Genomic DNA, 24,170 nt, shown 5'->3' with positions numbered 1-24,170 from the left:
TCATACCTCTAGAAAAAGATAATTCAATTATAACATAAAAAGGCCTGCTAGATGAAAAATCTAAGTCAGAAAAAACAGCTCTTCCCTTGTCAAGAAGACAAATTTATCCCTTGCTAAAAGACTATAAAAAATCCTTATTTTTCTTAAAACATGGTATAATGTTAGGACAAAGGAAAGGAAGAAAAAATGGAACAAAAAGAGAAACACTTTACCTTATCTTGGTTTTTTAAATGGTTTTTAGACAATAAAGCGATCACTGTTTTCTTGGTGACCTTGTTATTAGGTCTCAATATTTTTATTCTCAGTAAAATTAGCTTTTTATTTTTCCCAGTTATAGACTTTTTATCAGTAGTGATGTTGCCGGTTATCTTATCGGGTCTACTTTTTTACCTCTTAAATCCACTAGTAGATCTGATGGAGAAGTACAAGATTAACCGTGTCTTAGCCATCAGTATTATCTTTATCATTATTGCCATTCTCTTGATTATTGGACTAGCCGTTGCAATTCCAAACCTTCAACGTCAAGTAGTAATTTTTGCGCAAAATGTCCCAAGTTATCTAGAGGATGCTGATAGAGTCATTAATGACCTTATAACCAAGCGTTTGCCAGATGACTTTAGACCCCAACTGGAGCAAGTTTTAGCTAATTTTTCAACACAAGCAACTGCTTGGGCAAGTAATATTTCTTCTAAGGCTGTTAACTGGGTAAGTGCTCTTATCAGTGGAACGTCACAGGTCATTGTCGCTCTGATCATCATGCCATTTATGCTCTTTTATCTCCTTCGAGATGGAAAAGGACTTAGAGACTATATTACTCAATTCTTACCAAATAAATTGAGAGAACCAGTTGGTAAGGTTCTTTCAGAAGTCAATCAACAACTTTCCAATTATGTTAGAGGACAAATTACGGTCGCTGTAATCGTAGCTATCATGTTTATTATCTTATTCAAGATTATAGGACTACGCTATGCTGTTACTTTAGGTATTACAGCCGGTTTTCTCAATTTAGTTCCTTATCTAGGTAGTTTTCTTGCAATGATTCCAGCCCTTGTTTTGGGTTTGATTGCTGGTCCTGTTATGCTCTTAAAAGTTATTATCGTTTTCATTGTAGAGCAAACTATTGAAGGACGTTTTGTTTCCCCACTGATTTTGGGTAGTCAATTAAATATTCACCCAATTACTATTCTTTTTGTACTGTTAACTTCAGGATCCATGTTTGGTATTTGGGGTGTATTGCTAGGTATTCCAATCTACGCTTCCGCAAAAGTAGTCATCTCAGCAATTTTTGATTGGTATAAAGGAGTTAGTGGACTTTATGAACCAGTAGAGGAGACTGATCGTGAACAATAGTCAACAAATGCTCGAGGCCTTGGAGAAACAAGATTTATCAAAAGCAGAATCTTTTTTCCAAAAGGCCCTAGAAGAAGATTCGGATGAAGTTCTTCTTGAACTTTCTGCATATCTCGAAGGGATTGGTTTCTATCCACAGGCAGCACTAATCTACGAGAAATTAGCGCCGAAATTTCCAGAAGTCTACATCAATCTAGCTGCAATAGCTGGTGAGGATGGACTTATCGATGAAGCTTTTGAGTATCTAGAGAATATTGGGCCAGAAAGTGAATGGTACGTATCAGCTCTTGCCTTAAAAGCAGATTTATATCAGATGGAAGGATTGACAGATGTTGCGCGTGAGAAGCTTCTAGAAGCTCGTAGCTACTCTGATGATCCTCTCCTGATATTTGGACTAGCTGAACTAGATAGTGAGCTAGGAAACGATTTAGAAGCCATTAAAGGCTATGCTCAATTAGATAATCGAGTTATCTACGATCAAACTGGAATTTCGACCTATCAGAGAATTGGTCTTGCTTATGCACGTTTAGGTGAGTTTGAATCTGCAATAGAATTTTTAGAGAAAGCCTTAGAATTAGAATATGATGACCAAACAGCCTTTGAGCTTGCGAGTCTCTATTTTGACCAAGAAGACTACCAGAAAGCCGTACTATACTTTAAACAACTCGACACTATTTCCCCAGATTTTGAGGGTTATGAATATGGTTATAGTCAAGCCCTTCATAAAGAGCATCAGACAGAAGAGGCTCTTAAAATAGCTCAACAGGGTTTGTCAAAAAATCCTTTTGAAACTCGGCTCTTACTCCTTGCATCTCAGCTATCTTATGAGTTGCATCAACCTGAGCAAGCAGAAGCTTATCTGATTCAAGCACAAGAAAATGCTGATGACCAGGAAGAAATTTTGCTACGCTTAGCTACCATCTACCAAGAACAAGAAAGATACGAAGATATTCTAGCTTTAGCAGCCTATGAACCTGAAAACCTCTTGACTAAATGGATGATTGCTCGAAGCTATCAAGAGACTGAAGAATTAGATGCAGCCTATGATCTCTATAAGGAACTTGCTACTGAACTCAAGGATAATCCAGAGTTTTTGGAACAGTTTATTTATTTGTTAAGAGAGTTAGGTAAGCTAGAAGAAGCAAAAGACTACATTCAATCCTATCTACAATTAGTACCCGATGATTTACAAATGCAAGATTTGTATGATTATTTATCATAAATACAAAAAATAATCACCAAGCAAGGTGATTTTCTTTTTTTATTAAAAAGAAGTATAAATTGCTTTAAATTTAGGTGGATTGAGTATGAACTTTTAGTATTTTTTTGATATAATTGTTATAGTTATAAGTTGAATAATCAACAATAGTAAAAATAGAAAGATTGGCAAAATGACAAAAGTAAAAATTGTAACGGATTCTTCGGTTACTATTGAACCGGAAGTGGTTAAAGAATTTGATATTACTGTTGTTCCACTATCTGTAATGATTGATAGTGTCCTTTATTCAGATGCAGATCTTGAAGAAGGAGAATTCCTTCGCTTGATGCAAGCTAGTAAAAATCTTCCTAAGACTAGTCAACCACCAGTGGGACTCTTTGCAGAAATTTTTGATGATTTGGGTAAGAATGGTAGTCAGATTCTAGCTATTCACATGTCCCATGCTTTATCAGGAACTGTTGAAGCGGCTCGTCAAGGAGCAAGTTTGTCAACAGCAGATGTCACTGTTTTGGATAGTTCATTCACAGATCAGGCCTTGAAGTTCCAAGTTGTGGAAGCTGCTAAACTAGCTCAAGAAGGAAAAGACCTTGAAACTATTCTAACCCATGTAGAGGACGTAAAAAATCACACTGAACTCTACATCGGTGTTTCAACTTTAGAAAATCTAGTAAAAGGTGGTCGCATTGGCCGTGTTACCGGTTTGCTGAGCTCTTTACTGAATATTCGAGTAGTTATGCAAATGAAAGACCATGAGCTTCAACCGATTGTCAAAGGACGTGGTTCAAAAACCTTTAAGAAATGGTTGGATGAGTTAGTAGCCAGTCTTTCAAATCGTTCAGTAGCTGAGATTGGTATTTCTTATGCAGGTACAAATGAATTTGCAAACGAGATGAAAGCTGTTCTACAACCTTACGTTGAAAAACCGATTTCAGTCCTAGAAACAGGCTCAATTATCCAAACTCACACCGGAGAAAACGCCTGGGCGATCTTAATTCGCTATAATTCCTAAAAAAATGAAGAAAAATCAATAAAAACGTGTTTTTGACTTGACCTAAAAGCAATTTTAGGTTATGATTATAAGTGTTAATTAGAAATAATTTTGGAGGATTCATTAACATGGCAAACAAACAAGATTTGATCGCTAAAGTAGCAGAAGCTACAGAATTGACTAAGAAAGATTCAGCAGCAGCAGTTGACGCTGTATTCGCAGCTGTAACTGAATTCCTTTCAGCTGGTGAAAAAGTTCAATTGATCGGTTTTGGTAACTTCGAAGTTCGTAAACGTGCAGCTCGTAAAGGTCGCAACCCACAAACTGGTAAAGAAATCAAAATCAAAGCTTCTAAAGTTCCAGCATTCAAAGCTGGTAAAGCTCTTAAAGAAGCAGTTAAATAATGATTTTATAAAAAACCTATTAATCAAGCGTCAAGCTTGGTTAGTAGGTTTTTTTGTTTTATAGAGGACTTGTTACGAAAGTAGAAGTAAAAATTAGAATTTGGACTATTATAAGCTATAAAAAATTAAAGCTTGAAAAATAAAAGAAAAAAAACAACTTCGAATCGAAGTTGTTTTTGTTCAACCGTATACAAGTGATGCGGTTGATTATTTGAGACCGTATTTTACAAAGATATACTATATAATGTTTAAATCCTTATTAAATCAATGTTTCTAAAGGGGATATAGCTGTAAAATATTATATATATACCGTATTGTTAAACCAAGACGGTACCAAAAAGGTACCAAAAATTAAGGTTTCGGAGCTTATAAAATAAAGAAAGTTGTCTCAAGTATTTGAGCTTTTTTTATTGTCTTTTTGTAACAAAGTAACATAATCGCTTTTTGTTCTGAACAAAACAAAAAGGCTGAGACAAAACTCGGGGATTTTCCTGAAGAAACTCAGGGGGGCAGCACCTCTACCAGAAGCGAATATATCGCAACCTTTGAATGATTTGTCACCAAGCCAAACTCGATCTCAGCCTTTATTTCATTTTAGCATAAATGAGGATAGAGAGTCAATTCATAAGGATAACTACCATCCTATCTCAGACAAAGATTTGCTGAAACTAAACAGATATGCTTCTCATCTTCAATATGCTGCTCAATGGTACTTAGAAAATGTAGCAGACTCAAGTTATTTCAATAGACATCGAAGTGTTTTAGTTGACTGACGCACTGAGCGATCAAGAAAGCGTAATCCAGAAAATGCAAGCATCCAACCAAATAGTGTTTTTCTCATAGCGTTACCTCCTCACTAAATAGTATACCACAGCTTATTTTTTAGCTGCGATTCCCTCGATGGTCTTCTTTTTGAAAAAATCGATTTTTTCAATCGGAGTCATATTGCGGTATGTTTTGATAAAATCACGATAAATCAGATACTTTTTATCAGGATCAAGTAAGTCATTAAAGAGGTTAATAACTCCAGTTTTGAAGGTATCAATATCCTCAATAACAAGAAGAATATAAGGTGATTTTTGTATTAGATGGATGTTATAGTTATCCTTGAGACGAATTTCTAAAACATTGATAGCCAGGGCATTTGACCAAAACGATTCTCCCTGTTCATCTGAGGTAAAATAAGGCTCAATAATGCTAAGTGGATAGGCTGATGGTATATAGTTTCCAGTGATTTCTTTAAAAACTGACTGTAGGAAACCCAGTAATATTTTTCCAGAAAATGTAGCGGGTTGTTTAATTTTGTGTACTAAAGGTTTGTTAATATTGTTCATCTTTTTCTCCTTGTTCATTTATTCCATGGTTCTCTTGACAACAAGTAACCTAGTCTTTTTTAGCCTTTGGCAATCGGTCGTCAGCTTTTCAGCCTGACGACTCGACTGTCTTTAGTCTAAAGTCGACTAGCTTGTTATCAAGAGACTTTCACGGCATAAAGTGCTTAAAATATATTTTTTTCAATCATGTTTTTAAAGCTCTGAGTGACTGACATAATGGTTATTCTTGGTGGACGTATTTGATTTATGACATGTAACATTCTGCTGAATTCTTTAGGATGCATGTAATTTCTTGCTGTTTTGCGCCAAAGCGCAAGTTTTTTATTTACAGAATTTAATTGCTCACCCAATCGTTTTACACTTTCATTGAGTTTTTTATTTGCGTGTTTTAGGTTATCGACTTCTGATTTTAGTGTACGATTTTCAGATAATATGTGATCACTCTTCATCAGTTTTTTAGCTAAGTTATTCTGTTTAGAAAGTGATTGCTGTAATTGCTGTTCAAGGTTGCTGTTTTCATGCCTTAGCCTATTATTATCCAGGGCATGTTGGGAGACTGTATGAAAGAGTCTGTCATAGGTTGCTTTATCCATTTTTAGTTTTCCGTCAAATGTACGTCTGACTAATTTGTCTTTTTTCATTTCTTCAATCTGTAGAGGTTGAATAGACTCCAAAACAGCTATATCATCTAGTAAAGCATCTTTCTCTTTTTCGTGTTGCTTGATTTTTTCAGTAGCTTGCTTTTCCTGTTTTTCTAGTTGCTTTAGTTTTTCGGTTTTATCAACTATCTTTTTATCAGTATCATCTAGTAAGCGTTGCTTTTCTTTAAATTCTGCTGTTTCGAGGTGTTTCTTCTTGCTATCAGACTCCCCACGTTGCAAATTATATCCGTGTTTGTTCAGGTATCTAGGAAATGCTTCCTGGATCTCTTTCAGTTGGTCACGACTGCCAAATAATGACTTAGAGCTTAACTTGCCATTTTGCATAGGTACAAGTCCTAAGTGCATATGTGGCGTACTCTCGTCAAGATGTACCATAGCATAAGCGATATTACTATTACCGTATCTTTCAGCAAAGAAATTTTTTGCTGTTTCAAAAAAATTCTTAATCTGATCTGGACTCATATTTTCAAAAAATGCCTTGTCTGATGTAATAATCCATTCATTACACAAAACGGCATCTTTACGTAGAGCACGTTTGGAAATTTTATTATCGTTGATGTATTGTTTAATCTGCCTATCGTATGGGATAGAGCGGTCACGGTCGGTTAATTCATAATTTAGGTGAGTCTTTTCTGGGTCAATATCTTTGTTCGAGTGATTTTCAAAAATTCGTTCATTGTGACGATAGGCACCACCAAGATTTCCAGATTTCATTTTTTGCATCCTAGCTACTGCATAACTCATAGTTTGTTCTCCTTTCTCGGCTCAAAGGGTCGCCGAGCTGGTGGCGAAAGATTGCCACCAGGACTAAGTAACCCATAGGGTAGATTTTTTCCTGAAGGATCGGCACGACTTCCATGTAAAGTGTAACGCACTACACTTTACTCCGTAAATGTGCGTTCTCCGAAGGGTCTTGCAGACGGCACATCGCTCCGAATACAGGAGCGACATCGAATCACCTCTCGAGCCACAAGAGGAGTTTCGACTATACTCGCCGAAGCGAGTAGGGCACTCTATCAGTGCCCCAGGGTCGGACGCTTCGCATTGTCCGACAAATGCCGTCAGAAGACGGCAAAGGCTAAAGCTACAAGGAAAGCTATAGATACAGTAGTGAGTGCAATCATTAAGTAAAATCGATGTTGTTCCAATCGTTCAGCATAATCTGCCCAAGCTTTTAAATTTTGTTGCTCACTCTTCCTATAGCCTTTCAATAGTTGCAAATCTTGTTCTAGTTGTTTGCCTTGTTCTTTAGCCTCCTCTAATTCTTTCTCAAGTTTAATCACATCATTTTCAAAATGATAATCTTCAAGTATTCTAATGCCTATTAAATCAAGGTTTTCAACCTTTTGGTTGTCTAGGTATAAATGACCTTTCAACCTCTCTTTATATTTTGGAGATCGTATCCGTTTATAGATGGATTGACTACTAACTCCCAGGCTATCAGCGTAGTCTTTTATTCTCATTTTAGGCCTCGTAACTCCTTGTTAATACTGGATTTTCAACCAAATGGTTGAAAGCTATTTTTTGTTTCTCTTCCCCCATAATAAGCAAGCTGTTTTTCTAATATTGGTCGTTCATGTTTTAATAAATCTTTCATCAATTTCAGATAGTCAATATCAGATGTTTTATAGGTCTGTAAAAGTTTCTTGTATTTTGTACGTGTGTTTTTACTGACTTTGTTCCAGATTCCTTTATCACGAGTAAGGGCAAGTAAGTAAAGTTGAGCCTCTATGCCTAAACCTTCAAAGTTAAACGGTTTAAAGATAACAGAGTCAATGACTTCAAATATTTCTTCAACCGAGCGACTGCGGAGCTGAAATTCTAAGCGCCACCAATGCTGGAACTGCTGGGCAAATTTCTTGTCTTCATCAGAGCCATTTTCTAATTGTTCAACTTTTTTGTTATAGAGTCTGATTTGCTTTTCTGACCTGGAGGCGCCTAGATATTTAGTTTCTAATTTTCCATTCTGGTCTCTCCATTCTTTGGTAGCAGTAGGGCGGCCTTTCTTTTCAAGAATAAACTCACTACAATCAACTTCAAATATATCAAAAGCTAAATCGACTCGAGAGATTGCAATATCTTCAAGATATGGTATAATTGTATCTAAGATATTAATATCAATCTGTCGGAGTTTATTGGGGTTAAACTCTATCCTGAAAGGGCGAGCATTAAAGGCTTGTCCTTTTAATTTGTCGTAGTCTAGGAGGAGTCTAACGTGACTTCCGTCCCGAGTGATTGCTCTAAACATATCAGTCATTGCAGTCTGGACGATAATGGCTGTATGACTTTCTATCAAACTTTTGAGATCAAGGAGTTTGATAGGTTTGATATAAGCTGTAATAGTGATGTTGTCCAAGCTAACTTTTAATTCCAAATCAGCCTCCTTTCTTGTAGAGGTCGCCTATCGGCGCCTCTTTTTTGTCTGCGCAAAGACCTCCGTAAAATGACATTCTTGGGGGAGCAACCCCAAGCCGACTTCGTCGGACCATTTTCATTTTGCTACGGTCAAACTTGCCAAAAAATGGGTGCAGTAAAATCCCACGAAATGGGAACATAGCGGGCTGTTAGAGGGGCCCGCGTTATAAATTTTGAGAAAGCTCAAAAATTTAGTCTCAAAATATCATTTTCAAAATATTTTCATAGTCATTTTTCATAACTGTTTTAGGACTAGAAATTTTGTAAATCTGAAACAGATTTTTGAAAAAGGTCAACTCTTTCAATCAAAAATATTTCTAGTATTTTTTCGATGATATCTTCAGGGGGAATCTGTTTGTTTTTCTTGTATTTAAAGAATCGGTCTTTAGCTTTTTTCATTTCTCCTAAATCATCAGACACATCAGCAAATAACAACTTATGCAATTCAAACCAAGGCAATTCAGATTGTTTACGCACAATCTCAAAATTTCTCCAAAAACGTCTACCTTCATCTAGCTTTTCAAATTTCCTAAATAAATTCTCTCGTTCTGCTTTACGGTATTCTTTTGGCAAGAGTGTCCCAACATATTCTGGAGTCATGTTCGAATAGATGGATTCTTTTGTTACAACAATGGGGAGCTTTAAGGATCTATCTACGTCTTTCAAAATCTTTCTAACAAATTGACTAAGTGTAATTTGTGTATTTAACTTATACTTCAACATCTTAGTACTTAACAGTTCAAATATATCAGTTGACCTAAAAAGCCATTCCATCAGAGTTTTAGTATCTATATCTTCACTTGAGAATACTTGATAGTCAAGCTGATAGCTATCCAATCGTGACTGGATGGCCTGATTAAGTGCTGTATCTTTTCCAAAGTAAACCTTTATCATATTTACACCTCGTTAATATAAGTCATGTATGGTAAGTTATGGTTATAATAGCTTGTATTCCATTGCCGTTCACGTTCAATTAAGTTGACAGATTCCAAGCGTTGTAAAACAGCGACCATAGTCGTTCTGGCGCAGGAAAATTTTTTTGCTAGATCCTCAATTCTATATGCTAGGTAAATATTTCCTTCATCATCTACCCAACCTTTCTCTATTGCCTCTTCTTGTTTGTTTCTTAGCACAGAATAGACAATAACATCAAGGGGTACCAAATCCTTGTAGAAATCGTCTTGAAATAATACTTTAGGTATTAAGTAATAATCATCACCGTAATCCATATTTCTCACCTTTCATATTGTTGTAGCCATTGTGCTACCTTGTGTTTATCGTACAAGGTCACTCCGTCAATGACCATGTGGGGCATGCCTTCACGTTGCCATTTGACAATGGTAGTAGTGGATACATCAAGCCAACGGCACAAGCCTGACATTCGTAGCATAGGTTTGTAAAGTTCCTGATCTTCAAAAGCTTTTTCAATAGCTTTCTGAAGCATGGTATCGTAACGAGCAAGTAACTTCTTTTCTGTTGCTTTTGGGAGATGAATGGTAAAGTTTTCTGTCATATTCTGACCCCTTTCTTAATTTTATAAGCTCCGAATAAATACACAAATGTGTATCTTGAATTAAATTATAATCTCTTTTGTGTTTTGTGTCAAGAGTTTTTTCTCTTTTGTGTAATTTGTGTTATAATATGTCAAAAAGGAGGATTATTATTTGACAAACTTTCAAACACTTGTTAAAAACAGTAAATTATCTCTTAAAGAAATAAGTGAGGCTACAGGTATAGGCTACTCTACTCTCGGAAATTACAATCAAGGGAGTAGAAGTCCAAATGCTAAAAATGCGCAAATTCTATCAGAATACTTTGGAGTATCTATCCCTTACTTACTAGGGCTTGATGATAATCCTGTACTAAAAGATCCAGGAGCACCTAAAGAAATGATCAAAGATTTCTATAAAGTGTTGACAAAAGGTACAAGTATAGAACATAAAATTACTAAATGGACACCTTTTGGTGATGACCTTGCCATTATACTTGCAGAACTCAATCAGTCAGAGGCATTGTCTGACTACATTGATTTTCTAGCAACTAAAAAAGGCTTCAACCCTGTTTTAGTTAAAGCTGTTAAGGAATTTATAGCTGATGAGAAACAAGGCCTTATTCCTTTCTTGATTAACAAATCAGGAGCAGAAGACTCTCCTTATCATTATGTCTGGGAGGCATGGATAAATTCTGACGAATACAAGAGACGGCAAGAAGAGAAAAAGAGTAAGAAATAACTGACAATCATGATTTCTTTATTTTATAAGCTCCGAAACCTTAAAAAATAAAGGAGAAATTAGAATGTCTATTATTAAATATAAGGCTAAAAAGTCTAAATCAGGGTATCTTTATAAGGTCAGAATCTACAGGGTGATTGATGGCAAACGTCAGGACTTCTTTAAAAGCGGTTTTAAGAGCCTTAGAGAGGCTAGACAGTATGAAGCTATGATTTACCACAAAAAAGCGTCAGGAGACCTCTCAGGGCTTCTGAGAGTCTCTGAGAGACGTTTTGATGAAGTTTTTGAAGAATGGTTCAAAACTTATCAAAACACAGTAGAGAGGACGACAAGCGTCCGTACAGATGATTTGTTTAGAATCCATATCTTGCCAGTTCTTGGAAAGATGAAAATTTCCAAAATTACTCCTTGGCACTGCCAAGACTTTATTACCGAAAAAGGTCAGACTTTTAGAAATATCAAACAGGTAAAATCTTATACTAGCCAAGTGTTTGATTTTGCTTTGAAAATGAAATTGATTACAGACAACCCAATGAAGCAAACGATACTCCCAAAAAGAGAGCGGAAGAAGACAGATAACTTCTTTAGCGTTGAGGAGTTGCATGAGTTTTTAGCTATTATTAAGGCAGAAGAGCCTTATAAAAACTATGCCTTATTTCGTTTGTTGGCCTATAGTGGCTTAAGGAAAGGGGAGCTGTATTCTTTGAGGTGGTCTGATATTGATTTTGATAATCAATTACTTTCTATCAGCAAAAATCTAGGTAGAATCAAAGGGAAAGCAGTTGAGAAAAGCACTAAAAACAGGTTTTCCATACGGCAAATCCCTTTAGATACTGAGACAGTCTCGATTTTGAAAGAGTGGAAACAAAAGAGCAGAAGAGAAAAGGGGCAACTGTCAGTTACCCCATTGATTGATAGTGATTACATGTTTACGTTTGTTGGCCGAGATGGAAAGATAGAGCCTTTATACCAGGACTATATCAATAGTGTACTGAAGCGCATTATCAGGAAACATGGCTTGAAGAAGATAACTCCTCATGGTTTCAGACATACTCATGCTACCTTGATGATTGAAGTAGGGGTTGACCCTGTCAATGCGGCCAAAAGGTTAGGGCATGCAAGTAGTCAGATGACCTTGGATACTTATAGCCATTCTACAGTAGCAGGAGAGAAGAAAGCTATCACAAAATTTGTAGATTACCTGGATAGTGCAAAAGGTTAGTTTTCCAAGACGGTACCAAAAACGGTACTAAAAACAAAAAAAGCCAATTCCAATTTCTTGGAAAAGGCTTTGTATCAACGTTTTTAAGCAATAAATGCGGTTGATTATTTGAGACCGTATTTTTTGTTGAAACGATCCACGCGTCCATCTGCTTGAGTGAACTTTTGACGTCCAGTGTAGAATGGGTGTGAGTCTGATGAAATTTCCACACGGATCAATGGGTAAGTTTCGCCTTCGAACTCAACTGTTTCGCTAGAGCGTTTTGTTGAACCGCTAAGGAATTTGTAACCAGTAGTTGTGTCCATGAAGACAACTGGGCGATATTCTGGATGGATATCTTTTTTCATTTTGCAATATTTCCTTTCTGCCATGGTCTCTTTGCGAGCCATAGATTGTTACCATACTAGTCTATCAGATTCTGAAAATTTTGGCAAGACTTTTTATCTATTTTTCAGCAAGTTTTTTAATTTTTGGTAGATAAGTTCGTTCTCTTCTAAACTATAAGAATTTGCACCACTAGCAAGGGGATGGCCGCCGCCATCATGTTCTTTTGCAACACCATTGATTGGGACAAATTTACTGCGAAGACGTACGCGATAGTGACCATCTGCTTGCTCCACAAAGATTCCCCAAAGGCTAACAGTATCGATACGGCCCGGAGCCCCAACGATGGCTGCTGTTTCCGCATCAGTAACGTCGTATTTCTTCAAGATGTCTTGGGTGAGAATAACACGTGCAGCACCATTTTCATCAACTTCTAAGTGATCATAGACATAACCCTGCAGTTTAGCAATTTTAAAGCTCATAGTATCCATTTTACGCATCAATTCAGCGTAGTCAAAATCATGTTCTCTGAGTTGACTTGCGATACGAAGCGTACGTGCAGAAGTCGAAGGGTAAAGGAAACGGCCAGTATCACCGATAATTCCTGCACACAATAGTTTAGCAGCGTAATCTGATAACTCAAGCTTTGTAGCTTCAGCAAAAAGAGCAATCATCTCACTGGCACTGCTTGAACTTGTATCCACCCATGATAGGTCACCATAGATATCATCATTTGGATGGTGATCGATTTTGATGGTGAAATCAGCTTGTTCGTAGCGTTTATCATCGATACGAGGACGATTCGCTGTATCACAAATAATAGCAAGAGCTCCGTGGTAGTCACTGTCTTGGACAGTATCCATTTCCGCCATCCAAGTTAGAGTTGGTTCGTTATAACCAACTACTTTGATGGTCTTTTCTGGAAAATGGTGAGTGAGAAGAGCTTTCAAACCTACCTGGCTCCCCAAAGCATCGGGATCTGGTTTCATATGACGGTGAATGATAATAGTATCGTATTCTTTGATTTTTTCTAAAATTTGATGGCAAATTTCCATAATGAACCTCAATTCTTTCTCATTTCATTGTAGCACAAGAGTTTTTATTTTTAAAATGAAAAAGATGTGATATAATGGAGAAAGATTAATTGAGGAGGACCTTATGGCATTAGCAAAAATTGTATTTGCCAGTATGACCGGTAATACTGAAGAAATCGCAGATATTGTAGCAGATAAATTAAGAGAATGTGGTTTAGATGTCGATGTTGATGAGTGTACAACTGTTGACGCTTCTGACTTTTTAGAAGCAGACATCGCAATTGTAGCAACCTATACATACGGAGATGGAGAATTACCAGATGAGATGATGGACTTCTACGAAGATCTAGCAGATCTCAACTTGAGTGGTAAAATCTATGGTGTCGTTGGATCAGGTGATACTTTTTACGATGAATTCTGTAAAGCAGTTGATGACTTTGACCGAGTGTTTGTAGCTACAGGAGCTGAAAAGGGTTCAGAGTGTGTTAAAGTTGACCTATCTGCCGAGGAAGAAGATATTGAACGCTTGGAGCAATTCGCAGAAGAATTAGCTGCTAAAGTAGGATAAGCATGAAGTTGCACTGATGAAAATTGTCAGTGCAGTTTTTATTCATGAGGCTTAAGATTTTACTAGCCTATCTAGTGCTTTTTTGATACTATAGTTCAATAAAAAAGGAGACCCTATGGATTTAGAGATTATTCGACAAGAAATTGATAAAATCGATGACCAAATCGTCCAACTTTTAGAAGAGAGGATGCAGTTAGTTGAAGGTGTAGTTGCCTATAAAAAAGCTTCAGGAAAACCTATTCTAGATACTAAAAGAGAAGAAGTTATCTTTGAGAAAGTCAAAAGTCGTGTAGGCAACAAAAAATACGAAGATACAATTGTTGAGACTTTTTCAGATATTCTCAAACGTTCACGTGATTATCAGGATAAAACGATCAAATGAAAAAAGAAAAATTGCACCCTCTAGGAATCTTTCTAGCTGGTATGCTGGGAGGAATTGTGCGTTTTCAGATTTCGAGATGGTTGCCATCTAGTCCAGATTTCCCTTGGGGAACACTAGTAGTCAACTATTTAGGAATTTTTTGCCTTGTCTACCTTGTAAAAGGTTATCTGGTTTATAAGGGAAGTAGTAAAGGCACTATTCTAGCGCTTGGAACAGGATTCTGTGGCGGCTTAACGACATTTTCTAGTCTCCTATTAGATGCAGTGAAATTGCTGGACACAGGGCGGTACCTTAGTTTGGTGACCTATTTGCTTTTGAGCATCGGCGGTGGACTTCTATTTGCTTATTGTCTAGGGAGGAAGAAATGGTAGTATTTTATCTAGCGCTTGCTTGTGGACTGGGTGCTCTTGTTCGTTATTTCTTTTCACGTTATAATCAAGGTTCAGTACTGCCTCTAGGAACTCTCATAGCCAATCTTCTAGGTTGTTTTTTGATTGGATTATGTTATAACTATGTGGAGTCAAAAGAAGTCTATTCTATACTTGCTACAGGTTTTTGTGGCGGTTTGACCACGTTTTCAACCTTGAATGATGAACTCCAAAGACTACTTAGTAACAAGAAGGCATTTTATAGCTATTTATTATTAACCTACTTGCTTGGTTTTTTGGCGATTTTTTTGGGAATTTTGCTTTAAATTTCTTTACTTTTTCTAGGAATTTTGATAAACTGTATCTTGTGTGTAATGGACGCACAAAAATACAGTTTATCCGCTGAGGAAGTTTCCTCAAGATTGACAAAGATAGGAGAATAAAATGAATCCATTAATCCAAAGCTTGACTGAAGGTCAACTTCGTACAGATATCCCTTCATTCCGTCCTGGTGACACTGTTCGTGTACACGCGAAAGTTGTCGAAGGAAACCGTGAACGTATCCAGATTTTTGAAGGTGTTGTTATTGCACGTAAAGGTGCGGGCATCTCAGAAAACTATACAGTTCGTAAAATCTCTAACGGTGTAGGTGTTGAACGTATCTTCCCAATCCACACTCCACGTGTTGAAAAGATCGAAGTTGTTCGTTACGGTAAAGTACGTCGTGCGAAATTGTACTACTTGCGTGCGCTTCAAGGTAAGGCAGCTCGTATCAAAGAAATCCGTCGTTAATTCGATGAACAAAAACTCTGCTGCAAGGCAGGGTTTTTCTCTAGCTCCCTTAGTTCAATGGATATAACAACTCCCTCCTAAGGAGTAGTTGCAGGTTCGATTCCTGCAGGGGGCAGAACAAGAAACAAAAACACTGGATAACCAGTGTTTTTTCTTTGACCAAATTTTGAACCATTCATAAGATATCCATGGTGTGGTATAATGGACATAGAATGTTTAGGAGAAAGAGATGAAAAAAGGCTTATTAATTGGCTGTTTATCCATAGTTATACTATTTGCAATATTCATAATCCTTAGTCCTATTCTTGCAATGATGGATATGTGGGGTCTATTTGCCCATGCAAGTCGGAATGAACTTGAGCAAGCTGTACATCGTTCTTATGAGAACTACGGTCTTACAGGTCAGTTTGAGTTAGAAAAATACGAAAAAAACTATACAAGTGTAGGAGGATTTGTAATCCATGGTACTTACACTGAAAATATAGATGGTAAAACCTATCAGGCTAATTCTCGATTTGAATACTATACTCGTCCTTCGGAAAACAAAAAGTATAAAAAGACGGATGCAGAAGTAGATTATGAACAAAACAAAAAAATTTATCAGGTTTTTCCAGAATTAGCCTATCTAGGAATTGAGATTAGTCCAGGTACCAGTGAGTTTTTAAAAACATTGGACACTTCAATAACAGATCCTAAAATGACTGCTTTGAAGTACGAAGGGATTGATTTTCAATTTAATAGTAAATCTGGCAACATGTATCTTTATGATAAAATATTAGAGGAAAATCAAAGAAATGGACAAGCATTACAAGGGATGTATCCTATGGATGCCCAATACCTTTTCCAAAAAGATATTTTTATACCAGAATTTCAATTTCGATACTACACTCCAGAAGACAAGAAGGATCAGTTATATGATGCCTATCTTGAAGATCTTGAATCGCAAATGAAAGAATTTTTTAACAAACAACACTTACCAGACGGTCTTTATGCTGTAAAGATTGATCGATATGAAGGGGATAAACTTGTCAATAATAGCGGTGGCTATTATGTGAAGATTGAGAATCATCAAGTTGTGAAGTTTATCAAAGATTTACAACAGGAGTCACTGTACTAATGCTTTTCAGCTGTATAGAGTTTAGAGAAAAGAGGTAATATGTCAGATGTCCCAAGAAGAATACTTGCAATTAAGAAAAGAATATAAGATTCGACTAGTATTAGTAATCCTTCTATTCGTATTATTTTCTATCCTAAGTATCTTGCTTATCGTAAATCTCAATAGATTTATCCCACTAGGCGCGACAGCCATGGCTACAGTTGTGCCGTTCAACCATTTTTTACTCGTTCCACTTTGGGAAGAGAAAAAAGTGATTGAAGCAGAGCATCCTGAATGGAAGGACCTTAGTACAAGCGGAGCCAGGGTCCCTTCGACAGAAGCGAGCAAACGGAACATAGCATCTATTGGAAGCATTATAGCCTTGTTCTTATCGTTTGCTTTACTCTATAGGCCTGCTAAGGTATACCAGAAGGTCCCTACTGCCGATGAACTAAAGAACCTTCCCAAGATTGAGAACAAGGGCATTCCTAAACTAAATAATAAGAAAATCCCAAAAATAAAAAGGGAATCAGAAGAGTAATCTGTAATTAAAACACCCCAGGAGTTAGACTTTTCTCTAACTTCTGGGGTGCTTTTATTATATTCTATTCAGTTTACAAGACCCAAGTTCGAATGGCATGGGCAACGCCGGATTCATCATTTGTTTTGGTGATGTATTTGGCGATTTTTTTGAGTTCTGGGTTTCCGTTTTCCATAACAACGGGGTTTCCAACGACTTCGAGCATGGCACGGTCATTTTCTTCATCCCCGATCGCCATGGTTTCATCCTTACTTAGACCAAGTTTCTCAGCTAGGTGAGTGATAGCAGATCCCTTGTCTACATCTTTTTTAAGGAGTTCTAGGTAAAATGGAGCAGATTTGTTGATAGAGTAGCGTTCGTAAAATTCTGCTGGAATCTTTTCAATAGCAGCATCGAGAATCTCAGGTTCGTCGATAAACATACATTTGACGATTTCTTTATCAGCCATCTCTTCAGGTGTGCGGTAAAAAATTGGCATGCTGACGAGAGTTGATTCGTGTACAGTATATTTTCCGATATTGCGATTGGCAGTGTAGATGCCGTCCTTGGTAATTGCATGCATGTGGACTCCAAGTTTACGGCTGAGAAATTCCATATCTAGATAGTCCTCGTAAGTCAAGGATTCGCTGATAATCTCATGGCCATTTGCGGTTTCTTGGACAAGGGCACCATTGAAGGTCACAACATAGTCCCCTTCGTCTCTCAACTGCAAGTCGTCAAGAAGTTTGGCAACACCAGCAATGGGGCGTCCTGTTGCAATGACAACCTTGACCCCAGCTGCTTTGGCATCTTGGATAGCTGCAAAAACTTCTGGAGTAATTTCTTTTTTACTATTAACTAGGGTACCATCAATATCGACGGCGATTAGTTTTATACTCATAAATTTCCTCTGTTATTTCTTATCTGGATTAAAATGATCATTCTCAATCAAATGAGAAAATTGTTGAATGATATTTTTGAAAATACTGTTTTGCTTAAGCATTTCTTTAGGGAAGTAGAAGCGGTTGTCACCATGACGGCTTCCTGCAAGAGATTGAACGATAGGAGATAGGCTAGAAAGTTCTGCCAGCTCGCCATTCTTTTGGACAATCTCAATTTGTGTTCTTGGATTTTCAGACTCTGGTCGATAAATATCGTAAGGAAGGTCAAAATTCTTATGAATAGCAGTGTAGTAGTTGGGGTCAAAACCAATTTCTTCTACGAAATTTCGCATGATTTCAAGCTGGTCTTGATCTTCCTGAGAAAAAGTAATAGATTTAAAGACCTTACGATTGATAAAACGTTGGGAAAGATCAGCTAGAATTTTATCTGTACTAGTCATCCAGAGTTGGAAATAGGTATTCATTACCCCGTCGTCAAGTGCAAGATAGTCAGATAAGGTTACCTTCTTCTCAAAAAATGGTAGTAGATGTGGGGATGTAAGGGCAAAGAAGTCCTTATTTTCAGGATAGAGCTCCTTAGCACGTTTGAGAAGATTTTGCAGAAGGACTTCCATGGCGCGTGTGGCTGGGTGGAAATAAACCTGCATATACATCTGGTAACGACTGAGTACATAATCTTCGATGGCATGCATCCCATTACGCTGAAAGGCGATGCCATTTTCAACAGGACGAATAACACGAAGGATACGTGTCAGGTCAAATTGCCCATAAAAAGCACCGGTGAAGTAGGAGTCGCGTAGGAGATAGTCCATACGGTCTGCATCAATCTGACTCGAAATGAGCTGAACCACTTGTTTGTTTGGATAAGTGTGATCGATAACGCTGGCTACTTTTTTTGGAAAGTCCGGTGCAACCTGCAAAAGAACCTGATGAATCTCTGTATCAGGGCTTTGGATAGTTTCCTGGGTAATTGCCTCATGGTCGGTGTCAAAGAGATTTTCAAAAGTATGAGAGTAGGCACCATGTCCGAGATCATGTAGAAGAGCCGCAGTCATGGTTAATAGTGACTCATTAGAATCCCATTCCTCAGGATATTTCTCCTCAAAAATCTCAGTGATTTGACGGGCAATTTCGTAGACACCCAAACAGTGAGAAAAACGACTATGCTCTCCACCGTGGAAAGTATAGCTAGATGTCCCTAGTTGTTTGATACGTCTAAGGCGTTGAAATTCTTTGGTATTGATCAGGTCATAAATGACTTGATTATTAACGTGGATATAGTTGTGAACTGGGTCACGAAATACTTTTTCATTCATAAGACCATTATAGCAAATTCCTTGCCTTTTTGGTAAAATAGTAGGGATAAGTGAGAAGAAAGAGGAATAGTTGTGAAGATTAGAATGAGAAATACCATCAAGTTCGATGACCAATTGGAAGTAATCGACCAACTTTATGATGTTGAATTACGGGAAAAGGGCGATTTTTCCTATCTCCTTTTTTACAATGAAGACCAAGAAAAAGTTGTTTTGAAATTTAATGGGGAGGAACTGGTCATGTCACGTTTCTCAAATCCCAAGACCATCATGCGTTTTCTCAAGGATTCTGATAGTTTAGCCTATATTCCAACACCTATGGGAATGCAGGAATTTATCATCCAAACAAGCCACTATGAAGTTGGTGAAGAGAAGATTGAACTAGCCTATCAACTACAAAACAAAGAAGGAGTTCCATTTGCGAACTACCGTTTAGAAATTACTTGGGGATAAGAATAAGGTTGGCGTGAGCCAACCTTATTTATGATAAATCTTTTTGACTTTTCTTTAGTAATAACGGACGGTAGGTGAAATTATCCAGTGGATGATTTCAGCAATCCATGAAATTCCATACCTAAACTTTGAGCCTTATGTCTCAAAGTTTCCGAACACCTGAATGACTTTTCTGGTGTTTTTATTACTGCGAAAAGTCAGGTAAAATACTCGCTTCACTCAATAAATATAGAAAAAAGTTCATAATAAATCCAATATAAAGTTTATAGAATAAAAATTAAATTGCTAAATATCAAATAAGGTTGGCTCAGGCCAACCTTATTTGATATAAAGCTCTTGATTTTTCAAGACGATTTCACGTACACTTGCAAATTTCTTCAGTTTTTTAAGCTCTTCTGGATGGGTCACAAGAGTGATGACATAGCCTTCTTTACCCATGCGTCCTGTACGACCCGCACGGTGAGTGTAAGTTTCCGTGTCTCTAGGGACGTCAAAGTTAATCACGCATTCCAAGCTATCAATGTCGATACCACGAGCGAGAAGGTCTGTGGCAAGAAGTAGTGTCAGCTGATTATCTTTGAATTTTTCTAGAATAACTTTTCTAAATTTAACGTTGACATCGCTAGCTAGCGAAACTGCTAAAACATCACGATATTGTAATTTTTCCTCAGCGCTTCCAAGGTCTGACAAGCTATTAAAGAAGACGAGACCGCGGAAATCTTCAACATGTGCCAGTTTACGAAGCATATCTACTCTGTGACGTTGGTCTACTTGCATGTAGAAGTGTTGAATATTGTCTAACTTTTGGTCTGATAGATCAATGACGCGCGTGTTAGGTGCAATCTTATCTTGGTCAAATTTGGTAGTGGCACTCATGTAAATAAGTTGATGGTCACGAGGTGCATAGTTGGTAATTTTTTCGACAAAATGAATTTGAGAATCATCAAGGAGTTGGTCGAATTCATCAAGAATGATTGTTTCCACATTCATCATCTTGATTTTTTTCAATTTGACCAGTTCAAAGATACGCCCAGGTGTTCCAATCAGAATTTCTGGTCCTTTTTTAAGTCGTTCAATTTGGCGTTTCTGGCTCGAACCGGATAGAAATAGCTGAGCTGTTAATCCGATAGCCTCACCCCAGGTTTTAGTGACTTCAAAAATTTGTCCAGCAAGCTCAGTATTAGGTGCTAAAATCAATAATTGTTGGGCTTTTTTCTTTTGCAGTTTGAGAAGACTAGGTAGGAGATAGGCTAAAGTCTTCCCTGTACCAGTTGGACTGACTCCAAGTAGGTTTTCACCTTCTGTTATAGGTTGAAAAAGTTGAGTTTGAATGGGGGTGAATTCTTGGAATCCCAGTTGGTCAATCAATTCTTGCCATTCGGTAGGTAGTTTGGTTTTCATTTTTCTGCCTCAAATCTAATGCCAGCATTCTGGCGCATGGTGTAAAGTAGGTTGTGGACGTGTGTCGCATCATCAATCCAAGATTGGTAGAGAGTCCGGTCTGGTTGTTTAATCATATGTGCGAAAGCAGCAACTTCCTCAGTCATGGTATGAGGAGCCTGCTGGATAGGAAGTTGAACTTCATTTCCTTGATGGTCTGTAAAAATAGCTGATTGGATATGCTCGATTGTATTAAGTGTCAAGGTTCCATCAGTAGTATAAATCTCACAAGGAAGATTAGAAGTGATATTCTTTCCTGCTTTGATGTGTACTTGATAGTTAGGATATGAAAGAATACCATCCCCATTTAAATCAATGCTATTATCTAGTTTCTGAGCTTGATAGGTTGCATGAGTCGGTTTTCCAAATAAGCGGATTGCTGCGTATAGAGTATAAATACCAAGATCCATAAGTGCACCACCTGCAAAACGGTCTGAGAAAACATTAGGAGTATCGCCAGCAAGTAGGTTAGGCATCTTAGAAGAGTATTTAGCGTAGTTAAAGTCTGCACCAAGAATTTGTTTATTCGCAAGAAAGTCTTTGATTGTGGCAAAAGCATCTTCGTGGTAGTTTCTTGCAGCTTCAAAGATAAAACATTTATTATCTTTAGCCGTTTGAACTAAATCCTGCCATTCTTGCGGTTGAGTGACAGCTGGTTTTTCAAGGATAACATGTTTTCCAGCAGATAAAGCCATCTTTGCCTGACTAAAATGCAGGGAATTTGGACTAGCAATGTATACCACATCAAATGAATCATTAAAGAAATCATTTAGCTGATCAAAGAGCTTAACGCCTTGATACTGTTCAACAAACTTTTCTGCGGTTTCTATTTTTCTAGAATAGACTGTAGCCAGTTGAAATTTCCCACTAGTATGGGCAGCCTCTAGAAAATGATGGCTGATTGAACTAGTTCCTATGATACCAAGTTTTAGCATAGTTACTCCTTTTCCACAAGTAATGATTGATTTCATTATATCATAGAAAGAGTCAACTCGTTAGCTTGAGATAATTCTTTTGCTTTGATACTTCGAAATTTCTAGAAAAAATGGTACAATAGTTACAGTATATTTAGGAGATTAGTATGAGATTATTACCTATGAGAAAAATTTCTCGTCATTCAAAAAGATTGGCGCTTTTTTTGACTTTTTGTGCAGGCTACGTAGATGCCTATACGTTTATTGTAAGAGGAAATACCTTAGTCGCTGGGCAAACGGGGAATGTGGTATTTCTATCAGTCGGAATCGTTCAGAGAAATTTGGCTGATGCTGAAATAAAGATATTGACACTTTTATCTTTCATGTTAGGCGTTTTTTTGCTTACGATTTACAAGGAAAAACTTCACATTGTTAAAAAACCCATTCTATCACTTGTTCCATTAGCTATTTTATCATTGATAATCGGCTTTATTCCATTGAGTGTTGATAACATGTTTATTATTCCTCCTCTGGCTTTTTGTATGGGTCTCGTTACAACAGCTTTTGGAGAGGTTTCTGGAATTGCCTATAATAATGCCTTTATGACGGGAAATATCAAACGCACCATGTTAGCTTTTGGTGAATACGTCCGGACCAAGCATACAGCCTTTTTGATGGAAGGATTGATTTTTGTGAGCCTACTTGTTAGTTTCATTCTAGGAGTAGTATTTTCAGCTTACTTAACGATTATCTTCAGCGAAAAAACGATTTTAGGTGTCCCTATCATGATGAGTATTTTTTATCTAAGTATGCTTTTATCTTCTTTGCAAAAAAAGTCTGATAAAAGGCGGAATTTTGAGTGAAAATACTTGTCAAAAATTTGGAATCATGCTATACTTGTAGAGTTGACTATGCACGATCCTGTGCAACCGCACGAACATCGTTGCTCGTCGTATAACAAATTTAAACTTCGTCATTATCGCCTTGCCTAACATAAGTTATGTCTTCGGCTTAATTCCTAGTTTATTCTTTGTTATACTAAGAGCTCTTCTTTTAAGTGGTTCGTCCCACGATGCTAGGCGAGTCTTCACAAAAATTCGGGGAAACCCCAAAAAATCATAGGAGGTGCATAATGAGCACATACGCAATTATCAAAACTGGCGGAAAACAAGTTAAAGTTGAAGTTGGTCAAGCAGTTTACGTTGAAAAATTGAACGTTGAAGCTGGTCAAGAAGTTACTTTTAACGAAGTTGTTCTTGTTGGTGGTGAAAACACTGTTGTCGGAACTCCACTTGTTGCTGGAGCTACTGTAGTTGGAACTGTTGAAAAACAAGGAAAACAAAAGAAAGTTGTTACTTACAAGTACAAACCTAAAAAAGGTAGCCACCGTAAACAAGGTCACCGTCAACCATACACTAAAGTTGTCATCAACGCAATCAACGCTTAATTTTAAGGAGAACACATGATACAAGCAGTCTTTGAGAGAGCCGAAGATGGCGAGCTGAGGAGTGCGGAGATTACTGGACACGCCGAGAGTGGCGAATACGGCCTAGATGTCGTGTGTGCATCGGTTTCTACGCTTGCCATAAACTTTATCAATTCCATTGAGAAATTTGCAGGCTATGAACCAATCTTAGAATTAAACGAAGATGAAGGTGGCTATCTGATGGTTGAAATTCCAAAAGATCTTCCTTCTCACCAGAGAGAAATGACACAATTATTTTTTGAATCATTTTTCTTAGGTATGGCAAACTTATCGGAGAACTCTTCTGAGTTCGTCCAAACCAGAGTTATCACAGAAAACTAACACGGAGGAAAACATTATGTTAAAAATGACTCTTAACAACTTGCAACTTTTCGCCCACAAAAAAGGTGGAGGTTCTACATCAAACGGACGTGATTCACAAGCTAAACGTCTTGGAGCTAAAGCAGCTGACGGACAAACTGTTTCAGGTGGATCAATCCTTTACCGTCAACGTGGTACACACATCTATCCAGGTGTAAACGTTGGACGTGGTGGAGACGATACTTTGTTCGCTAAAGTTGAAGGCGTAGTACGTTTCGAACGTAAAGGTCGCGATAAGAAACAGGTTTCTGTTTACCCAATCGCAAAATAAACATTAAATAAGGCTTTCCAAGATTTTTGGAAAGCTTTTTTTCTTGTACAATATTAGTATCAGTTATTTTTTAAGTTTACTTCAAAAACTATTCTGAATCAATAAAATCTTAAGGAACTTAT

Annotated in this window: 31 protein-coding genes and 1 tRNA gene; 19 read left to right on the top strand and 13 right to left on the bottom strand. The window is 37.3% G+C overall.

What is annotated here, in order from left to right:
- Window positions 1-186 precede the first annotated feature (186 nt).
- From ACXYSM_RS04270 to ACXYSM_RS04255, 4 genes are all read left to right on the top strand, one after another.
- On the top strand, window positions 187-1,350 hold the full coding sequence (locus ACXYSM_RS04270; RefSeq protein WP_458634479.1) for an AI-2E family transporter: 1,164 nt from the start codon (window positions 187-189) through the stop codon (window positions 1,348-1,350).
- Window positions 1,340-2,572 (top strand): tetratricopeptide repeat protein, encoded by a 1,233-nt coding sequence (locus tag ACXYSM_RS04265; RefSeq protein WP_458634478.1) that lies wholly within the window; start codon window positions 1,340-1,342, stop codon window positions 2,570-2,572. Before ACXYSM_RS04270 ends, ACXYSM_RS04265 begins: the two co-directional genes overlap by 11 nt.
- 169 nt (window positions 2,573-2,741) lie before the next feature.
- Window positions 2,742-3,578, top strand: coding sequence for a DegV family protein (locus ACXYSM_RS04260; protein ID WP_458634477.1), 837 nt, complete (start codon window positions 2,742-2,744; stop codon window positions 3,576-3,578).
- Between the two features lie 107 nt (window positions 3,579-3,685).
- Window positions 3,686-3,961 carry an HU family DNA-binding protein gene (locus tag ACXYSM_RS04255; RefSeq protein WP_004253345.1) on the top strand — a complete coding sequence of 92 codons (276 nt, stop codon included), beginning with the start codon at window positions 3,686-3,688 and terminating at the stop codon, window positions 3,959-3,961.
- A gap of 875 nt (window positions 3,962-4,836) precedes the next feature.
- Here ACXYSM_RS04255 and ACXYSM_RS04250 read toward each other — a convergent pair.
- The 7 genes from ACXYSM_RS04250 to ACXYSM_RS04220 all read right to left on the bottom strand — a co-directional run bounded on the left by ACXYSM_RS04250 (window position 4,837) and on the right by ACXYSM_RS04220 (window position 9,885).
- Window positions 4,837-5,295: a hypothetical protein gene (locus ACXYSM_RS04250; protein WP_458634476.1), complete on the bottom strand. Its 459-nt coding sequence runs from the start codon at window positions 5,293-5,295 to the stop codon at window positions 4,837-4,839.
- Window positions 5,296-5,459: 164 nt separating this feature from the next.
- Complete coding sequence (mobV, locus tag ACXYSM_RS04245; protein ID WP_458634475.1) at window positions 5,460-6,701, bottom strand: MobV family relaxase; 1,242 nt, start codon at window positions 6,699-6,701, stop codon at window positions 5,460-5,462.
- 317 nt (window positions 6,702-7,018) lie between these two features.
- Complete coding sequence (locus ACXYSM_RS04240; protein WP_001220478.1) at window positions 7,019-7,420, bottom strand: hypothetical protein; 402 nt, start codon at window positions 7,418-7,420, stop codon at window positions 7,019-7,021.
- A gap of 35 nt (window positions 7,421-7,455) precedes the next feature.
- The gene (locus ACXYSM_RS04235; RefSeq protein WP_061409370.1) at window positions 7,456-8,331 is read right to left on the bottom strand and encodes a replication initiation protein; all 876 of its coding nucleotides are present in this window, start codon (window positions 8,329-8,331) and stop codon (window positions 7,456-7,458) included.
- Between the two features lie 293 nt (window positions 8,332-8,624).
- Window positions 8,625-9,266 (bottom strand): hypothetical protein, encoded by a 642-nt coding sequence (locus ACXYSM_RS04230; RefSeq protein ID WP_458634474.1) that lies wholly within the window; start codon window positions 9,264-9,266, stop codon window positions 8,625-8,627.
- Window positions 9,267-9,268: 2 nt separating this feature from the next.
- Window positions 9,269-9,601 carry a replication initiator protein A gene (locus ACXYSM_RS04225; RefSeq protein ID WP_061416568.1) on the bottom strand — a complete coding sequence of 111 codons (333 nt, stop codon included), beginning with the start codon at window positions 9,599-9,601 and terminating at the stop codon, window positions 9,269-9,271.
- A 5-nt stretch (window positions 9,602-9,606) separates the two neighbouring features.
- Window positions 9,607-9,885 (bottom strand): DNA-binding protein, encoded by a 279-nt coding sequence (locus ACXYSM_RS04220; RefSeq protein WP_125456960.1) that lies wholly within the window; start codon window positions 9,883-9,885, stop codon window positions 9,607-9,609.
- 151 nt (window positions 9,886-10,036) lie between these two features.
- On the opposite strand from ACXYSM_RS04220, the gene ACXYSM_RS04215 reads away from it, so the two are divergent.
- Window positions 10,037-10,603, top strand: a complete 567-nt coding sequence (locus ACXYSM_RS04215; protein ID WP_458634473.1) for a helix-turn-helix domain-containing protein — start codon at window positions 10,037-10,039, stop codon at window positions 10,601-10,603.
- Between the two features lie 64 nt (window positions 10,604-10,667).
- Entirely contained in the window at window positions 10,668-11,825 is a 1,158-nt protein-coding gene (locus tag ACXYSM_RS04210) for a tyrosine-type recombinase/integrase (protein ID WP_458634472.1), read from the top strand.
- A 104-nt stretch (window positions 11,826-11,929) separates the two neighbouring features.
- Here the strand turns inward: ACXYSM_RS04210 and ACXYSM_RS04205 are convergent, their stop codons facing one another.
- A complete protein-coding gene (locus ACXYSM_RS04205) occupies window positions 11,930-12,172 on the bottom strand; it encodes a type B 50S ribosomal protein L31 (protein ID WP_004253349.1) in 243 nt (80 codons plus the stop codon).
- A 93-nt stretch (window positions 12,173-12,265) separates the two neighbouring features.
- Complete coding sequence (locus ACXYSM_RS04200; protein ID WP_458634471.1) at window positions 12,266-13,204, bottom strand: DHH family phosphoesterase; 939 nt, start codon at window positions 13,202-13,204, stop codon at window positions 12,266-12,268.
- A 103-nt stretch (window positions 13,205-13,307) separates the two neighbouring features.
- Between ACXYSM_RS04200 and ACXYSM_RS04195 the strand changes: the two genes are divergently transcribed.
- The 8 genes from ACXYSM_RS04195 to ACXYSM_RS04160 all read left to right on the top strand — a co-directional run bounded on the left by ACXYSM_RS04195 (window position 13,308) and on the right by ACXYSM_RS04160 (window position 16,930).
- The gene (locus tag ACXYSM_RS04195) at window positions 13,308-13,751 is read left to right on the top strand and encodes a flavodoxin (RefSeq protein WP_263393487.1); all 444 of its coding nucleotides are present in this window, start codon (window positions 13,308-13,310) and stop codon (window positions 13,749-13,751) included.
- Between the two features lie 115 nt (window positions 13,752-13,866).
- Window positions 13,867-14,133, top strand: a complete 267-nt coding sequence (locus ACXYSM_RS04190) for a chorismate mutase (protein WP_458634470.1) — start codon at window positions 13,867-13,869, stop codon at window positions 14,131-14,133.
- Window positions 14,130-14,504 carry a fluoride efflux transporter CrcB gene (gene crcB / locus ACXYSM_RS04185; RefSeq protein WP_458634469.1) on the top strand — a complete coding sequence of 125 codons (375 nt, stop codon included), beginning with the start codon at window positions 14,130-14,132 and terminating at the stop codon, window positions 14,502-14,504. The genes ACXYSM_RS04190 and crcB (ACXYSM_RS04185) overlap by 4 nt, the downstream gene beginning before the upstream one ends.
- Window positions 14,498-14,827, top strand: coding sequence for a fluoride efflux transporter CrcB (gene crcB / locus ACXYSM_RS04180; RefSeq protein WP_458634468.1), 330 nt, complete (start codon window positions 14,498-14,500; stop codon window positions 14,825-14,827). Before crcB (ACXYSM_RS04185) ends, crcB (ACXYSM_RS04180) begins: the two co-directional genes overlap by 7 nt.
- A gap of 118 nt (window positions 14,828-14,945) precedes the next feature.
- Window positions 14,946-15,293, top strand: a complete 348-nt coding sequence (gene rplS / locus ACXYSM_RS04175) for a 50S ribosomal protein L19 (RefSeq protein ID WP_001068669.1) — start codon at window positions 14,946-14,948, stop codon at window positions 15,291-15,293.
- Between the two features lie 43 nt (window positions 15,294-15,336).
- Window positions 15,337-15,408: transfer RNA gene (locus ACXYSM_RS04170), tRNA-Arg, on the top strand.
- 114 nt (window positions 15,409-15,522) lie between these two features.
- On the top strand, window positions 15,523-16,410 hold the full coding sequence (locus tag ACXYSM_RS04165) for a hypothetical protein (protein WP_458634467.1): 888 nt from the start codon (window positions 15,523-15,525) through the stop codon (window positions 16,408-16,410).
- A 46-nt stretch (window positions 16,411-16,456) separates the two neighbouring features.
- A complete protein-coding gene (locus ACXYSM_RS04160; RefSeq protein ID WP_458634466.1) occupies window positions 16,457-16,930 on the top strand; it encodes a hypothetical protein in 474 nt (157 codons plus the stop codon).
- A 73-nt stretch (window positions 16,931-17,003) separates the two neighbouring features.
- Here ACXYSM_RS04160 and yidA read toward each other — a convergent pair whose 3' ends face one another.
- Window positions 17,004-17,810, bottom strand: a complete 807-nt coding sequence (gene yidA / locus ACXYSM_RS04155; RefSeq protein ID WP_458634465.1) for a sugar-phosphatase — start codon at window positions 17,808-17,810, stop codon at window positions 17,004-17,006.
- Between the two features lie 12 nt (window positions 17,811-17,822).
- Window positions 17,823-19,127 (bottom strand): HD domain-containing protein, encoded by a 1,305-nt coding sequence (locus ACXYSM_RS04150; RefSeq protein WP_458634464.1) that lies wholly within the window; start codon window positions 19,125-19,127, stop codon window positions 17,823-17,825.
- A gap of 72 nt (window positions 19,128-19,199) precedes the next feature.
- Between ACXYSM_RS04150 and ACXYSM_RS04145 the strand changes: the two genes are divergently transcribed.
- Window positions 19,200-19,577, top strand: a complete 378-nt coding sequence (locus tag ACXYSM_RS04145; protein WP_458634463.1) for a YwiB family protein — start codon at window positions 19,200-19,202, stop codon at window positions 19,575-19,577.
- Between the two features lie 318 nt (window positions 19,578-19,895).
- On the opposite strand, the gene ACXYSM_RS04140 is transcribed toward ACXYSM_RS04145, so the two are convergent.
- The gene (locus ACXYSM_RS04140) at window positions 19,896-20,978 is read right to left on the bottom strand and encodes a DEAD/DEAH box helicase (protein WP_458634462.1); all 1,083 of its coding nucleotides are present in this window, start codon (window positions 20,976-20,978) and stop codon (window positions 19,896-19,898) included.
- Window positions 20,975-21,952: a Gfo/Idh/MocA family protein gene (locus tag ACXYSM_RS04135; RefSeq protein WP_458634461.1), complete on the bottom strand. Its 978-nt coding sequence runs from the start codon at window positions 21,950-21,952 to the stop codon at window positions 20,975-20,977. The genes ACXYSM_RS04140 and ACXYSM_RS04135 overlap by 4 nt, the downstream gene beginning before the upstream one ends.
- Window positions 21,953-22,098: 146 nt before the next feature.
- Here ACXYSM_RS04135 and ACXYSM_RS04130 point away from each other — a divergent pair, with 146 nt between their 5' ends.
- The 4 genes from ACXYSM_RS04130 (at window position 22,099) to rpmA (ending at window position 24,048) form a co-directional block, all read left to right on the top strand.
- On the top strand, window positions 22,099-22,794 hold the full coding sequence (locus ACXYSM_RS04130) for a YoaK family protein (RefSeq protein ID WP_458634460.1): 696 nt from the start codon (window positions 22,099-22,101) through the stop codon (window positions 22,792-22,794).
- A gap of 269 nt (window positions 22,795-23,063) precedes the next feature.
- Window positions 23,064-23,378, top strand: a complete 315-nt coding sequence (rplU, locus tag ACXYSM_RS04125) for a 50S ribosomal protein L21 (protein WP_000109141.1) — start codon at window positions 23,064-23,066, stop codon at window positions 23,376-23,378.
- 15 nt (window positions 23,379-23,393) lie between these two features.
- Window positions 23,394-23,738 (top strand): ribosomal-processing cysteine protease Prp, encoded by a 345-nt coding sequence (locus ACXYSM_RS04120; protein WP_000613699.1) that lies wholly within the window; start codon window positions 23,394-23,396, stop codon window positions 23,736-23,738.
- A 16-nt stretch (window positions 23,739-23,754) separates the two neighbouring features.
- The gene (gene rpmA / locus ACXYSM_RS04115) at window positions 23,755-24,048 is read left to right on the top strand and encodes a 50S ribosomal protein L27 (protein WP_006154204.1); all 294 of its coding nucleotides are present in this window, start codon (window positions 23,755-23,757) and stop codon (window positions 24,046-24,048) included.
- Window positions 24,049-24,170: the final 122 nt, after the last annotated feature.

Source organism: Streptococcus sp. V940 (genome assembly GCF_054353495.1).
This window is presented reverse-complemented; position numbering and strand designations above follow the sequence as displayed.

Coding starts and splice junctions, on each gene's coding strand:
- ACXYSM_RS04270 (WP_458634479.1), top strand. CDS start 187: ATGGAACAAAAAGAGAAACACTTTACCTTATCTTGGTTTTTTAAATGG.
- ACXYSM_RS04260 (WP_458634477.1), top strand. CDS start 2,742: ATGACAAAAGTAAAAATTGTAACGGATTCTTCGGTTACTATTGAACCG.
- ACXYSM_RS04255 (WP_004253345.1), top strand. CDS start 3,686: ATGGCAAACAAACAAGATTTGATCGCTAAAGTAGCAGAAGCTACAGAA.
- ACXYSM_RS04250 (WP_458634476.1), bottom strand. CDS start 5,295: ATGAACAATATTAACAAACCTTTAGTACACAAAATTAAACAACCCGCT.
- mobV (WP_458634475.1), bottom strand. CDS start 6,701: ATGAGTTATGCAGTAGCTAGGATGCAAAAAATGAAATCTGGAAATCTT.
- ACXYSM_RS04240 (WP_001220478.1), bottom strand. CDS start 7,420: ATGAGAATAAAAGACTACGCTGATAGCCTGGGAGTTAGTAGTCAATCC.
- ACXYSM_RS04230 (WP_458634474.1), bottom strand. CDS start 9,266: ATGATAAAGGTTTACTTTGGAAAAGATACAGCACTTAATCAGGCCATC.
- ACXYSM_RS04225 (WP_061416568.1), bottom strand. CDS start 9,601: ATGGATTACGGTGATGATTATTACTTAATACCTAAAGTATTATTTCAA.
- ACXYSM_RS04220 (WP_125456960.1), bottom strand. CDS start 9,885: ATGACAGAAAACTTTACCATTCATCTCCCAAAAGCAACAGAAAAGAAG.
- ACXYSM_RS04210 (WP_458634472.1), top strand. CDS start 10,668: ATGTCTATTATTAAATATAAGGCTAAAAAGTCTAAATCAGGGTATCTT.
- ACXYSM_RS04205 (WP_004253349.1), bottom strand. CDS start 12,172: ATGAAAAAAGATATCCATCCAGAATATCGCCCAGTTGTCTTCATGGAC.
- ACXYSM_RS04200 (WP_458634471.1), bottom strand. CDS start 13,204: ATGGAAATTTGCCATCAAATTTTAGAAAAAATCAAAGAATACGATACT.
- ACXYSM_RS04195 (WP_263393487.1), top strand. CDS start 13,308: ATGGCATTAGCAAAAATTGTATTTGCCAGTATGACCGGTAATACTGAA.
- ACXYSM_RS04190 (WP_458634470.1), top strand. CDS start 13,867: ATGGATTTAGAGATTATTCGACAAGAAATTGATAAAATCGATGACCAA.
- crcB (WP_458634469.1), top strand. CDS start 14,130: ATGAAAAAAGAAAAATTGCACCCTCTAGGAATCTTTCTAGCTGGTATG.
- crcB (WP_458634468.1), top strand. CDS start 14,498: ATGGTAGTATTTTATCTAGCGCTTGCTTGTGGACTGGGTGCTCTTGTT.
- rplS (WP_001068669.1), top strand. CDS start 14,946: ATGAATCCATTAATCCAAAGCTTGACTGAAGGTCAACTTCGTACAGAT.
- ACXYSM_RS04165 (WP_458634467.1), top strand. CDS start 15,523: ATGAAAAAAGGCTTATTAATTGGCTGTTTATCCATAGTTATACTATTT.
- ACXYSM_RS04160 (WP_458634466.1), top strand. CDS start 16,457: ATGTCCCAAGAAGAATACTTGCAATTAAGAAAAGAATATAAGATTCGA.
- yidA (WP_458634465.1), bottom strand. CDS start 17,810: ATGAGTATAAAACTAATCGCCGTCGATATTGATGGTACCCTAGTTAAT.
- ACXYSM_RS04150 (WP_458634464.1), bottom strand. CDS start 19,127: ATGAATGAAAAAGTATTTCGTGACCCAGTTCACAACTATATCCACGTT.
- ACXYSM_RS04140 (WP_458634462.1), bottom strand. CDS start 20,978: ATGAAAACCAAACTACCTACCGAATGGCAAGAATTGATTGACCAACTG.
- ACXYSM_RS04135 (WP_458634461.1), bottom strand. CDS start 21,952: ATGCTAAAACTTGGTATCATAGGAACTAGTTCAATCAGCCATCATTTT.
- ACXYSM_RS04130 (WP_458634460.1), top strand. CDS start 22,099: ATGAGATTATTACCTATGAGAAAAATTTCTCGTCATTCAAAAAGATTG.
- rplU (WP_000109141.1), top strand. CDS start 23,064: ATGAGCACATACGCAATTATCAAAACTGGCGGAAAACAAGTTAAAGTT.
- ACXYSM_RS04120 (WP_000613699.1), top strand. CDS start 23,394: ATGATACAAGCAGTCTTTGAGAGAGCCGAAGATGGCGAGCTGAGGAGT.
- rpmA (WP_006154204.1), top strand. CDS start 23,755: ATGTTAAAAATGACTCTTAACAACTTGCAACTTTTCGCCCACAAAAAA.